General features: G+C 59.6%; 11 protein-coding genes. 7 read left to right on the top strand and 4 right to left on the bottom strand.

Features of this window, described 5'->3' with window-relative positions:
- The first annotated feature begins 77 nt into the window (after window positions 1-77).
- The 3 genes from Q1K29_RS10270 (at window position 78) to Q1K29_RS10260 (ending at window position 2,774) form a co-directional block, all read left to right on the top strand.
- Complete coding sequence (locus Q1K29_RS10270) at window positions 78-1,055, top strand: C1 family peptidase (protein WP_300394324.1); 978 nt, start codon at window positions 78-80, stop codon at window positions 1,053-1,055.
- Window position 1,056: 1 nt separating this feature from the next.
- Window positions 1,057-1,557, top strand: coding sequence for a hypothetical protein (locus Q1K29_RS10265; protein ID WP_300394321.1), 501 nt, complete (start codon window positions 1,057-1,059; stop codon window positions 1,555-1,557).
- 185 nt (window positions 1,558-1,742) lie between these two features.
- Window positions 1,743-2,774, top strand: coding sequence for a LacI family DNA-binding transcriptional regulator (locus tag Q1K29_RS10260; RefSeq protein WP_300394319.1), 1,032 nt, complete (start codon window positions 1,743-1,745; stop codon window positions 2,772-2,774).
- Between the two features lie 255 nt (window positions 2,775-3,029).
- On the opposite strand, the gene Q1K29_RS10255 is transcribed toward Q1K29_RS10260, so the two are convergent.
- The 3 genes from Q1K29_RS10255 to Q1K29_RS10245 all read right to left on the bottom strand — a co-directional run bounded on the left by Q1K29_RS10255 (window position 3,030) and on the right by Q1K29_RS10245 (window position 6,684).
- Window positions 3,030-4,151 carry an MFS transporter gene (locus Q1K29_RS10255; protein ID WP_300394316.1) on the bottom strand — a complete coding sequence of 374 codons (1,122 nt, stop codon included), beginning with the start codon at window positions 4,149-4,151 and terminating at the stop codon, window positions 3,030-3,032.
- Between the two features lie 65 nt (window positions 4,152-4,216).
- Window positions 4,217-5,848 (bottom strand): choline dehydrogenase, encoded by a 1,632-nt coding sequence (gene betA, locus Q1K29_RS10250; RefSeq protein WP_300394312.1) that lies wholly within the window; start codon window positions 5,846-5,848, stop codon window positions 4,217-4,219.
- A 2-nt stretch (window positions 5,849-5,850) separates the two neighbouring features.
- A complete protein-coding gene (locus tag Q1K29_RS10245) occupies window positions 5,851-6,684 on the bottom strand; it encodes a phytanoyl-CoA dioxygenase family protein (protein ID WP_300394309.1) in 834 nt (277 codons plus the stop codon).
- A 191-nt stretch (window positions 6,685-6,875) separates the two neighbouring features.
- On the opposite strand from Q1K29_RS10245, the gene betI (Q1K29_RS10240) reads away from it, so the two are divergent.
- Both betI (Q1K29_RS10240) and betI (Q1K29_RS10235) read left to right on the top strand, forming a co-directional pair.
- Complete coding sequence (betI, locus tag Q1K29_RS10240) at window positions 6,876-7,481, top strand: transcriptional regulator BetI (RefSeq protein WP_300394306.1); 606 nt, start codon at window positions 6,876-6,878, stop codon at window positions 7,479-7,481.
- Window positions 7,482-7,486: 5 nt separating this feature from the next.
- Window positions 7,487-8,065 carry a transcriptional regulator BetI gene (betI, locus tag Q1K29_RS10235; RefSeq protein WP_300394303.1) on the top strand — a complete coding sequence of 193 codons (579 nt, stop codon included), beginning with the start codon at window positions 7,487-7,489 and terminating at the stop codon, window positions 8,063-8,065.
- A 13-nt stretch (window positions 8,066-8,078) separates the two neighbouring features.
- Here the strand turns inward: betI (Q1K29_RS10235) and Q1K29_RS10230 are convergent, their stop codons facing one another.
- The gene (locus Q1K29_RS10230; protein WP_300394300.1) at window positions 8,079-8,990 is read right to left on the bottom strand and encodes an NAD(P)-dependent oxidoreductase; all 912 of its coding nucleotides are present in this window, start codon (window positions 8,988-8,990) and stop codon (window positions 8,079-8,081) included.
- A gap of 167 nt (window positions 8,991-9,157) precedes the next feature.
- Between Q1K29_RS10230 and betB the strand changes: the two genes are divergently transcribed.
- Both betB and Q1K29_RS10220 read left to right on the top strand, forming a co-directional pair.
- Entirely contained in the window at window positions 9,158-10,615 is a 1,458-nt protein-coding gene (betB, locus tag Q1K29_RS10225) for a betaine-aldehyde dehydrogenase (RefSeq protein ID WP_300394297.1), read from the top strand.
- 54 nt (window positions 10,616-10,669) lie between these two features.
- A complete protein-coding gene (locus Q1K29_RS10220; protein ID WP_300394294.1) occupies window positions 10,670-12,997 on the top strand; it encodes a TonB-dependent receptor in 2,328 nt (775 codons plus the stop codon).
- The last annotated feature ends 140 nt before the right edge of the window (window positions 12,998-13,137 follow it).

Here is a 13,137-nt window from a genome sequence, read left to right as displayed (position 1 = left end):
CCCGCAGGCTCGAGCGCAGGAGGCAGATCGCGCTTCGCGGAGAGATGTTTCCTGCGCCAGCCACATGGAGGTTTGGCATGCTTGAAGCGCTAGACGACTGCCTGATTGGGGGGTGTCTGCCCGATGAACCGGGCCAGAGTTTTCCAACTCTTGAAAAGACTGGAGCGATCGAGCGACCTGCCAAGGTGGATCTTCGCTCTTACTGTTCGCCGGTTGAGGACCAGAGAAAAGTCGGCTCCTGCGTCGCGAATGCAGTCGTCGGTGCCCTCGAATACCATCAGGTTCGCCGCGGTGAGCGCGTGCGCGATCTCTCACGTCTTTTCGTCTACTACAATGCGCGTAAGCTCGCCGACAAGGAGATCCACGATACAGGATCCTCAAGGCGCAAGGCGCTGGCGTCCGTCCTTGGCTGGGGCGTCTGCCCGGAAGCAATGTGGCCCTACCAGCATGCTATGGTGAATGAACCCCCAACAAAAGATTGCTACACGGCCGCTGAACGGTTTCGAGGAGTCGAGTTTGCAGAACTCGAGCATGGCGACGCCGTAAAGGATGCGCTGGCCAGCGGTCTTCCGGTTGTCTTCGGCATGGCCGTACCGCGGCTATTGATGGGGATTGAGGGACGAAAAGGACGGATGCGTCCCCCCGCTGATGGGAGGTGGGAAGACGCCCGTAGCGGCCACGCCATGTTGATTGTCGGCTATGACGACCGTGAAAATGCCTTTCTGGTTCGCAATTCCTGGGGCACGGACTGGGGCGAAGAGGGGCATGTCTGGATCGATTATGATGTCATGATGCACTATACCCAGCCGCCAGTATACCCGGGAGAGAAGCCTTTCGTGATCGGGGCGGTTGCCGAGCATCGAGCGTACCAATTGTCCGGTCCAAATGCAGACCAGGTTCTGCAATCTGTGGCCCAGTCAGCCGCGCCATCGCTAGCCGCAGAACTCCAAGCATCGAGACAATCGGTTGCCAGTGAGCTTGAAGAGCATTTGAGTAAGTCCAGGCAATCCATTCGTGACCGTCTTCGCGGTCCGGGAGCCGCAGGAGGATACTGAAATGGTGATACCGCACCCTTCCGCCCATGACAGGCAACGTTCCAGAGGCGGCGTCCTGCAGACTGCGCTGACCTGGACACCGTTGCTCGCCATTTCACTTGGCCTCTATATTATTCTCACCTGGATCGCTGGCGGAGGTCATAGCGAGACGGCGCCGGCCATCGAGTCGATGCTACGGGCCTCACTATTCGGGTTGCCGATGATGTCAGGCGTGCGCTGGACGTTGACCGGCAGCGATACATTCCTGTTCTTCTCCTTGGTTCTGTTGTCTTTCGAGATCGTGAAAGCAACCAGTTCCCGCTCCAGTGCCATGATCAATCACGCAGCGTCCATGGGGGTTCTGGTCCTCTGCCTCATCCTCTTCCTGACGATTGCCAATTTCGCGACATCGACCTTTTTCCTGCTGACCATGATGGTTCTAATGGATGTGCTGGTGGGCGTGATCGTGAGTATTGTCTCCGCTCGCCGTGACTTCGGTGTTGGTGATGGATTTGCCAACTAAGAGGAAACCATCGCCTCGCGTGTGTGCATGGGGCAGACCATGAGGAGGCAGCGCAAAGGGTCATCCCGGCTGATTTGCGATTAGTCTTCGGTGGATGTTGGCGCTAACGCTGCCGACTCTTGCCATAGACGTAGCGAAGTCGTTACACGCTAATGCCTGCAGCAACTGGACTGGGCTAAAGAACATTGAGCAAGCGTCAGCCGATTACAATCAAGGAAGTCGCGGAAAAGGCCGGTGTCTCCCAGATGACCGTGTCGCGGGTTCTCAACAAGCAGAAGCTGGTCAAGGAATCGACCCGGCAAAGGGTGGAAGAAGCGATATCGGCGCTGAACTACCGTCCGAACCTCATGGCACGAGGACTTGCTGGCGGGCGATCCAAGCTGATTGGTCTAGCCTATTACAATCCCAGCCCGAGCTATTTGAGCGCCCTTCTCGTAAGCGCCCTGAAGCATTGCAGGGATCTCGGGCATCACCTCGTGATCGAAGACCTGGCGGACATCGATGACGGGGCGGACACGTCTGCCATTGTCGAGCGCCTGAGTACGATCCAGCTGGATGGTCTTATTCTTACGCCACCGTTGAGTGGCAATGCGGCGTTGCTCAATCTCATCCATGAGCTCAACCTGCCAACAGTCCTGCTGGGCAACACGATGGCGGTCGAGAGCCAGTCTACCGTTACCTTTGATGATCAGGCCGCGGCCCATGCGATGACAAGCTTCCTGATCGAAAAGGGCCATGAGCGGATCGGTTTGGTCTGTGGCCCGGTTCAGCATCCCTCCAGCCACCAGCGGCGCGATGGGTATGTCGGCGCACTTGCTGAACATGGGCTGCCCGTCGAGAAAGAACTGATCCTGGAAGGCGACTTTACATTCCGTTCAGGCATGGACATGGGCGACAGGCTGCTTGGTCTCGATCATCCGCCATCCGCGATCTTCGCAAGCAATGACGATATGGCTGCTGGTGTGATTGCCGCTGCCCAGCGCCGGTCGGTTCAGGTGCCTGGCGAGCTATCCATTGTGGGCTTTGATGACACTGCCATTGCGGCTGCTATCTGGCCACGCCTGACAACGGTCCATCAGCCCATCGCCGAGATGGTAGAGGCCGCCATCGATATTATCTCTCAGATCACCAGTAGCGACTGGGATGGCAAGCCGCAGCACATGGTCAATAACAACATCCAGATCGTTCAACGGGAAAGTCTCGGAGAACGTCGGTAAAACCTGTTCATTCTCTCTCCTGGTTGGGCCGTTGGCCACTGGTGCCATTGCTGTGAATCTGCCGAAAAAGACCATCATACATATTGCTGACCAGAGCGGTGTCTGGGCCAGGACAAGGGCCATTTTGCAAGAGTCGCAGGCCCAGCCTGACGAGCCTGCCGGGCGACCATTTGTACAATCACTCCTGCTGATGTGACCACTGTCACCAACTTTATTGTGAGCGTTGGGCTCGTCTCTGCGCCTAACGGATACGTCTTACTCGGTTGACCGGCTCTGCATTGGCAGGCTCCAGCGGAGATGTGTGATGACAAAAAGAAGGAATGCCAGCAAGACGAGGCCAATCGTGGTGGCGCTCACTTGCTGGAAAAGCCCATAAGCTGCCGGTACGAGGCCGACCAGCGCGGGCCCAACGCCCATTCCGGCAAATGCGAGAACCGGCAGGAGTGAGGTCACCCTTTCAGTCGGGTCGACCTCCGCCACGATACCCATCAGCAAGGGTAGCCCGCCGCCCCAGGCGAAGAGGAACAGGCTGCTGGCGGCGTAGAAACGGACAATGCCCATTTGTGCGGTGAGCAGGACCACGCTGAGTGCCAGTGTCAAACACACGGCAAGGACGGGCCCGATACGCCCGAAGCGGGAGGTGATGATGGCGGCTAGCAGCGATCCTGCGATTGCGGCGATGTTGCCAACCGCCAGGGCTTGCCCGATCGAGCCGTCAGCCAGCCCTGCCATTGAGCCGAGTATGCCGGAAAATACCCAGAGCACACCAACGGCGGCAGAAAAGGTGAAATAGGCGGCTGCCTTCAACAGGACCGCAGTATGAAAGGTCGAAGCGTTCTGCTCGTATGCGTTTTGCAGGGGCGCCAGCATCGGATTCTGTCCCAGGGCGACACTGACCGGCATCAGAAGGGCCTGTACCCCGGCCAGGAAGGTCGCGACGAGCAAAAAGGAAGATGCCCCGCCAAGTACCGGGATGGCGAGCAGGACAATGACCGCAATTACGGCCTGCAAGGTCAGGATAAAGGCAAACCCCCGGTCGGGATTGGCCGAAGCGCCGACAATCGCCGCCGAAAGCGCCAATAGAACGCCCGCGCCGACGCCGGCCAGCGCTTCCATGAGCACGGCCTCGTTGAAACCGGGCATGAAGGCTACGCCGAGCTGGGCGGTGCAGGCCAGAAGTACCGAAAGAATGGCTGTCAGCCTGAAGGGCAGACGCTTCAGCCACACTGTCACGAATAGCGAGCCAACCGCAGTGCCCAGAAGGTTTGCGAGGCCGACCAGGCCGGATCCGGCTCCCTCGACATGGAAAGCCCCGGCGATGAGCGTCGCCAGCAGCGGCATGGCAACGACCTGGGTGACCCCCAGTCCACCCATCATGATGGCCGCCAATACCTCGCCGCGAGTCGGGCCAGTCGTACTCGTTGTCTGCTGAGAGAACGCCATCAGACCGTATCTGCGGCAAGCGGCGTCTTACCCAGAATATGGTCGGCCGCTTTCTCCGCCACCATCAGGGTCGGCGCGTTGATGTTGCCATTGGTGATGTTCGGGAAGACCGAGGAATCTACGACACGCAAGCCTTCCACGTCGATCACCCGGCATTCCGGATCGACTACAGCTTCCGGGTCATCCGGGCTGCCCATCCGGCAGGTGCCGCATGGATGATAAGCGCTTTCGACTTCGCGCGCCACGAAGGCGTCGATATCTTCATCGCTCGTGCAATCAGGGCCTGGTGCGATCTCCCCGCCGCCATAGGCGTTCAGGGAGGGCTGGGAAAAGATCTCGCGCGTCAGGCGCACACAGGCGCGGAAGGCCTTCCAGTCTGCTTCGCTGGACATGTAGTTGAATTGTATGGACGGCGCCGCCAGCGGATCGGCCGAACTCAGCCGCACCTGCCCGCGGGCCGTGGTGCGCCCAGGCCCGATATGTGCCTGGAAGCCATGGGCACGCACGGGCTGGCTGCCATCATAACGGATCGCCGCTGGCAGGAAATGATATTGCGCGTCCGGATAGTCGGCCTCATCGTCCAGACGCACAAAGCCGGCCGTTTCGAAATGATTGCTCGCGCCGATCCCGGTCTGGGTCAGCAGCCATTGCAGGCCGGCCAGACCCTTGCTGAATGGGTTCATATAGCGGCGCAGCGTGATCGGCTCGGTGCAGCGCATCTGGAGATAAATCTCCAGATGGTCCTGCAGGTTTTTACCGACGCCCCGGCGCTCACTAACCGTTTCGATGCCGAATGGCGCCAGATCCTCAGGTGCGCCGACCCCCGACAGCATGAGCAGTTTCGCCGAATTGAAGACCGAGGCGCTGAGGATGACTTCCTTGCGGGCGAGCAACATGCGCCGCTTGCCTTTATGCAGGAGCTCCACGCCGGTTGCCTTGTTCCCTTTCCAGAGGATGCGGCAGGCTAGTCCACGATAGAGTGTGAGATTCTCGCGGTCGAGCGCCGGCTTTAGATAGGCATTCGCCGCCGACCAGCGCCGGCCTTTCCAGATGGTCTGGTCCATTGGGCCAAAGCCGTCTTGATGCAGGCCGTTACAATCGGCTGTCTTCGGGAAGCCGGCTTCCTGGGCGGCGGCGATGAAGGCCTGGTCCAACGGATGCTGCTGATCAGGCACGGTGATGTGCATGGGCCCGTCCGTGCCGCGAATGGCTGGGTTGGCGCCCTCGACATTTTCCAGACGCCGGAAATAGGGGGCGGTGTGCCGGCCGCCCCAGCCGTCTGCGCCCTTGTCCACCCAGGCATCGAAATCCTTCGAATTGCCGCGGATATAGACGAGGCCATTGATCGAGGAGGATCCGCCCAGCACCTTGCCGCGCGGCGCCGCAAGCTGCCGTCCGCCAAGATGTGGCTCCGGCTCGCTGCGATAGCCCCAGTCATAGCGCTTCATGTTCATCGGATAGGAGAGGGCGGCCGGCATCTGGATGAAAGGGCCAATATCCGATCCGCCATATTCCAGCAGGGCGACATCATGCGTTCCCGATTCCGACAGGCGGTTTGCCAGGACACAGCCGGCCGATCCAGCGCCAACTACAACGTAGTCGGCTGCGCCGATTTCAATTGATCTGACCATGGCTATCCGTCCAGGAGCGCGCGCGGGCTTCCGACTTCATACATGTTGATCAGGCCGCCCCCGCGGCTCGTGCCGTCATAGAGGTCATAGCCAAGCATGGTCTGGGCGCGCTCCGGCAGGTCGCGGACCGTCTCAAGCGGAATGCCGAGCCAACTATTCTCGACGGGCACCAGCCAGCCATGGCAGTAGGAAACAGACAGGCCGCGCCTGGGCACACCACTGACATTCTGGCCGCCGCCATGCAGCGTCTGGCCGGTAAACATGGCGACCGAACCGGGCGACATTACCGCTTGGGTGATCTCTTCGGACTTTGGCTCGCGCTCAAGATCCCATTTGTGGCTGCCGGGCACGACGACTGTCGCGCCGTTTTCGGCGGAATAGTCACTGAGTGCAATCATCACATTAACGACGAGCGGTGCGGCGCTCTGAGCGACGCGCGGCCAGGAATCGTCATCGCGGTGGATTGGCTGGGCTGTCTCCCCGCCGCGGATCTCGATCAGCTCGGCGGAACTGAGACGATAATCGGTGCAATTGGGTTTGAGCTGCTGGTCCATGACCGCCATGATGCGCGGATCGATCATGACATCGGGAAAGCTCCCGGCCTTGGCCGCAATCCCATGAAGGCGCACCGTGTAGGCCCCAAGAAAGCCGTCATACATGCTCTTTTGTTCGCGCGGTTTGCAGGCATCAATATAGGGCTGCAATTCCCCATTGAGCGCAGCCACGAGATCCGGCGCCAGGAAGTCTTCGACGATGACCACCCCATCATCGTCAAGTGCCTTGCTGATGTCGTCGCCCGAGGACGAGCCTGACAGTCGTTGCACAGTCGCACCCATGCGGATTCCTCCAGATAATCTTTGCTTATCAGATTACACTTTTCCAGAATGCGCTTAAAAAGTAAATGGTTAAGCAATTACATTTGTGCTTGACTGCTTGTAAATCGCGCATGGCAGGCACAGACTTTTCTTTGGAAGTGGGCAGGCCTATGCGAGAGACAGGGCGCATTCACAAAACCGAACAGGGGGTCATGTCCACACAGCCTCGCCAACGACGCCATCGCGATGAAAGCCAGAGACATCTGGTCGACGCAACAATTTCGGCGATTTACAAGCATGGCTTCCATGAGGCTACAGCACAGCGCATTGCCGAAGAGGCCGGGCTTTCGGCGGGAAATATCCATTACCATTTCGGCTCCAAGGAAGAGCTCTTCGCCGCGGCCATGCGCCAGCTGATGTCGGATATCAGTGACACGCTGGTCTATGAACTCGGCAAGGCCGACACGCCGCTGGCGCGCGCGCATGCCATCATTCATGCGAACCTTTCGGAGCCGCTTTACAGTCACCGCAACTGTTTCGTCTGGCTGCAATTCTGGTCGGAAACTGCGCGCTCCGAGGAGCTCGCCCGGCTGGAACGTATCAACGCGCAGCGCTTTCACCGCAATCTGCTCGACGCACTGGGCAAGCTCCTCACGCGCGAGCATGCAGAACAGATCGTCCAGGAATTGGTCGCAATGGTCGATGGGCTGTGGATCCGCAAGGCGCAGGACAATGACGCCATCTCACCCGAAGCTGCACGCGCGCTTGTCTTTACCTATCTGGAGCGCCGGATTGGCCCGGCCACGAAGGGGGACTGAGCGACATGGGCCGGGCGGAGAAGAAATTACTGCGTAAGCAGAGCCTGATCGAGGCGACAGTCACCTGTGTGAACAAGTACGGCTATGCGCAGTCGACCATCCAGCGGATTGCAGCCGAAGCCGATCTGACGGGCGGAACTATCTATCGCCACTTCGACAACAAGCGCGACCTCTTCGAGGCTACGATGCGCCACCTGTTAAAGCTTGTCCTGACTGAGGAGCGACAGGCTATCGCAAACGCCGGAAATGACGCCGACCGACTGAAGGCAGTGGTCACATCGAAATTTGCACCCGCGCTGTTTACCTCGGAATTTTGTACCGTCTGGCTGCATTTCTGGGCGCACGCCCAGTCGCATCCGGCCTTTTCACGGATCGAGCGGCTGAGTGATCGACTGCTGCGGCGCAGCCTCAGCCGCTATGCCCACCGGGTGCTACCGACCGAAGACGCGGAAGCCTTTGTCGCGGAAATCTCGCTGATCGTGGACGGGCTATGGATCGCGCATGCCCAGCGTGGTTCCGAGCTGACCGCCCAGGTGGCCAATGAGGTCGCCCAAGGCTGCCTGACGGCGAGACTTGGGCGATAGCCCCTCGATCGGCTCAGACTTCCCAGTGAAGCGGCCAGTCGCCTTCCAGGCGCAGATCATCACCCACCGCATCCTCGATCAGCTTGGCAACATGAAGCTCGCCCGCATCACCGCCATAGGCATCAGCCGCATCGGCGAACCGCTCGCGCACGCGTGAGCCGATCGGAATTGGGACATTGCCTCGTTCGGCGAGAGCCGCACACAGGCGCAGATCCTTGAGGCAGAGATCGAGCGTAAAGGACGGATCATAATGGCCAGCAAAGATCGACGGCGCATCATGGTGGGCCACGAAGCTGTCGCCGACACTGTCCTTGATCGCATCCCAAAGGACGTCCAGCGGAACCCCGGCCCGGCGGCCGAGCATTAGTCCCTCACCGATAACGGCGGCATGGGTAAACCAGAGATAATTCGTCACAAGCTTCACCGCATTGCCCGTGCCGAGCTTGCCACAGCGGATAACCCGGCCCATGCGTGAGAGGACGGGCTCGCTGGCATCAAGTACTTCATCCTCCCCGCCAGCAAAAAGGGTCAGCTCACCACGGCGGGCGCCATCGACAGCACCGGTCACCGGCGAATCGACTGTCTTCACGCCCAGCTTTGCGGCTTGCTCGGCGAGCTCTATCACGAGCCCGGCATCATTGGTGGTCGTATCGACCCAGATCGTGCCTTCGCCGAGCTTTTCGAAAACACCGTTCTCGCCGCGCATGACGCGATCGACGACATCGGGCTTGGGCAGCGATGTAATGAGAATGTCCACGTCTCGGGCACATTCAGCCGGCGTCTCCGCCCACTTCGCCCCGCCTTCGATATGCTGGGCGGCGCGAGCCTTGTCGATGTCGTGCACTTTCAGCTCCAGTCCGGAGCGCAAAAGCACCATGGCCATGTTGGCGCCCATATTTCCGAGACCGATGAATCCTATACGCATGATTCCCCTCTGCTAACTGTTCGTCAGGCCGGCACCTGAAGATTTTGGCCGGCCTTTCCCGTGGGTGTTGCTGGCGCGCAATTGACAAAATGTAATTGTACGTGCAGTTATTTTTTTGAAGCACTAATCGACCGGACAGAGATCCGCAAGGAAAAAGGAAGCGCGAAGTGGGCTACGCCATAGACTTGTTCATCGACGGCAAACGAGTGGCCGGTGAGGGTGAAACAGAGTTCATCTGCCGCAATCCGGCGACGGGTGGCGAGATCGGCCGGTTCCGCGAAGCCAGCCCCGCCCAGATTGAAGCCGCTATCGAATCCGCGACACGGGCCCAGAAGGAATGGGCTGCCATGCCGGCAGAGGAGCGTGGGCGAATCCTGCGCAAGGCGGCGAACCTTCTGCGGGCGCGCAATGACGAGCTGGCGCGGATCGAGGTTGCGGATACAGGCAAACCCATCACCGAAGCCCTCGCCGTCGATGTACAGACAGGAGCGGACGCCATCGAGCATTATGCCAACCTCGCTGGCAGCATTGCCGGTGAGTACCAGGATTTCGGCTATGGTTTTTACTATACCCGCCGTGAACCGATTGGTGTGTGCGCCGGGCTTGGCGCCTGGAACTATCCGCTCCAGATCGCCTGCTGGAAGTCCGCCCCGGCGCTGGCTGCCGGCAATGCGATGATCTTCAAGCCGTCCGAGCTGACGCCTATCAATGCCGTGAACCTGGCCGAGATTTATTGCGAGGCAGGCATGCCCGCAGGGGTCTTCAACGTGCTGCAGGGCGAGCGCAATCCCGGCGCAGCGCTGGCGGCCCATCCTGCTATTGAGAAAGTCTCACTAACTGGCAGCGCTCCGACCGGCCGCAAGGTCATGGAAGCCGCCTCCCCGCGCCTGAAGGAAGTTTCCCTCGAGCTTGGCGGCAAGTCGCCGCTCATCATCTTCGAGGATGCCGACCCGGAACATGCTGCCCGGCTGGCCATGTATGCCAACTTCCTGACCCAGGGTGAAATCTGCGCCAATGGGACACGCGTCTTTATCCATTCGAGCATCTATGACGCGGTGCTGGAAGAGATCGTAAAGCGGACCGCAACCCTGAAGGTCGGCGCACCGGACAATCCGGACACCCAGATAGGCGCGCTCATTTCCGAGGATCATCTCGGCGTGGTGGCTGGCTTTGTGGATCGTGCCCGCGAGGCCGGGGCGAACATTGTCTGCGGTGGCAGCCGCGTTGAAGTGCCGGGCCACAATAAAGGCGCCTTCTTCGCCCCGACCGTCATCGCCGACAGCACTGACGACATGGAACATGTCCGTGAAGAGATCTTCGGTCCCGTGATGAGCGTGCTGAAGTTCGAAACCGAAGACGAAGTTGTCGCCCGCGCCAACCAATCCGACTATGGCCTCGCCGGCGGCGTCGTCACGAAAGATCTGGTTCGCGCCCATCGTGTGGCGGCGAACATCCAGACAGGCATGTTCTGGATCAACACCTATCAGGCGCAACCCATGCAGATCCCGTTTGGCGGCTACAAGCAGTCCGGCATCGGGCGTGAGAACGGTTGGGACGTGCTCGATGAATACACCCAGAAGAAGAGTGTCTTTGTGCAGATGAAGCCCGAAGACCTGCCTTTCTGATGCGCCCCAGTTTCAAGAAACGTAAAGCCGCTAACGCGGCACCGGGAGGATAAAATGAACAGGATCAACCGAACGCCCCTCATTGCGGGCGCTGTGTCCACGCTTGCCCTGATAGGGGCCACACCCGCCATGGCCCAAGAAGCGAGCCAGAATGAAAGCCGCGACCGTGTGCTGCAGACCGTCCAGGTCACCGCCGAGCGCCGGGAAGCCTCCCAGCAGGATGTGCCTGTCACCGTCGCCTCGATTGACGAACGGATGCTGAGTGAAGGTGACTACCGCACCAGCGAGGATCTCGCTCAGCAGGTGCCAGGTCTGCAGATCAAATCCTCCTTCTCGGCGTCGAACCCCACCATTTTTATCCGTGGTGTCGGTATCAACGACTTCAACCCCGCCAATAGCGGCGCGATTGGCGTCATGGTCGATGACATGTTCTACAATTCCACTACCGGCCAGCTCTTCCAGCTGTTCGATCTCGACCGGGTCGAGGTGCTGAAAGGGCCGCAAGGCACGCTCTATGGACGGAACACGACTGGTGGGGTCCTGAGCATCCACACCAAGGAGCCGGGTTTCGAACCGGGCGGCTATCTCGGTGCAACCTATGGCCGGTTCAATCAGATGGACGTCGAAGGCGCGGTCAATCTGCCCGTCAGTGACAAACTCGCCTTCCGGCTGTCGGCGGTCTCCAACACACGGGACGGCACACGCGACATCGCTTTCCCGGATGGGACAAGCACCGAAAAAAACAATGTCGACTTCCAAGCCGCGCGTCTGCAGATGCTGTTCGAGCCGACCAACGCGCTCAAGATCCTCGGCAAGATCGAATACGGCAAAAGCAGCGCAACCTCGCGTTCCTATGAAAGCCAGGGCCTGATCAACTATAATACCGGAGAAGTCGGCATCCCGGACTTTGATCGTGTCTGTGGTGGACGAGGTGCTGCGATCTGCGGCGATGCCTTTGGCTATGTCGATGACAAGGATCCTTTTTCCGGCGCTGAGAACCTCAAGGACACGCCTGAGGAAGTCGAAGCTTTCACCGCCAACCTGCAGGTGGAGTGGGACCTTGGTGCCTTCGAGTTGACCTCCGTGACCGGCTATCTCGACACTGACCGTGAAGCGATCCTTGAAGTGGATGCTTCCCCGAACCGTCTGGTCGAGGAATACATCAACGACGGCTCGGAACAGTTTAGCCAGGAACTGCGTCTGGCCTCGGACTGGGACGGCCCACTCAGCCTGATTACGGGTGCCTTCTATCTTCAGGACGAACTGACAGGGCAGGATTCCTTCGAGCTTCTCGCCGGACTCAATCCGACCCCCGGGACTCCCTATTTCGATGCGACCAACTTCATCCTGAGAACGGACCGGTTTTATACCCAGAAGACCGACACGTTCGCCGTCTTCGCTCAATCCGATTATGATCTGACCGACCGCCTGACAGCGACCCTTGGCGCGCGCTTCACCTGGGAGGAGCGTGAACTGGATCATGTCGCCTATGCAGGCCCGGTCGATGCCGTTCCGCTCGACGGAGATATGCCGGTATTCGCTACCTTGCTCGACACATCCGACTTCGGGACCGATAATCTGTCCTTTGAGGAGCCGACCTTCCGGGCTGCGCTGTCCTATGATGTCAGCGATGATATCATGGTCTTCGGCTCGGTCTCTCGTGGCTTCAAGAGCGGCGGGTTCAACACTGGCGCCACATCCGACCCGGTAGAAGCCTCTGTCGTGGAGCCGGAAAAGCTCATGGCATATGAAGCCGGCATCAAGTCCGAATGGTTCGACAGGACGCTACGGGCGAACGCCTCGGCTTTCTATTACGACTATACCGACCTGCAGGTATTCGGCCTGGCCCCCGGCGCGGTACCAACGCAGACGCTCTTCAATGCCGAGGAGGCCGAGATCACAGGTGTCGAATTCGACCTGACATCGGTCCCCCTCACCGGTCTCGAATTGTCGCTGGCCGGGACCTATCTCGATGCCGAATACACGAACTTCGTCACGCCCCTTGGTCAGGACTTCTCCGGTAATTCGATGGTCGCCGCCCCTGACTGGAGCCTGGTGGCACGTGGGCGCTATGAGACTGGCCCGATCTGGGGTGACCTCGGCCTCGTCGCCGGCGCAGACGCGACCTATACGGGCGACCAGTACTTCGACACCCAGAACACCGAGCGCCTTGCTCAGGGAGAGTACTGGCTTGTAAATGCGCGTCTTGCCTTGCGGCCGCAGCACGGTCGGTGGGAGCTCGCGGCTTTCGTAAAGAATTTGGCGGACGAAGAATACGTGGTCGACGCGTTTGATGTCGCGGATTTCGGCTTCGACGAACTCGTCTATGGGGACCCTCGAACCTATGGCATCAGCCTGACCTACAGGTTCGGTAGCGGTTAACAATCCCTGCGGTTGTGGTCGTTTGTTTCAGGCATGAGGGCGGAGGCGAAGCGTCGCTTCGTCTACCGTGGACATGTCATGTAATCCGGGCTGTCCCGCCAAGACATCAACTCGCTGATTTTCTAAGACCGAGAGCCTCG

The sequence above is a fragment of the Henriciella sp. genome, from assembly GCF_029937755.1.
Classification (GTDB): Bacteria; Pseudomonadota; Alphaproteobacteria; order Caulobacterales; family Hyphomonadaceae; genus Henriciella.
Note: the sequence above shows the minus strand (reverse complement) of the source record. Positions and strands in the feature narration are given on the sequence as shown.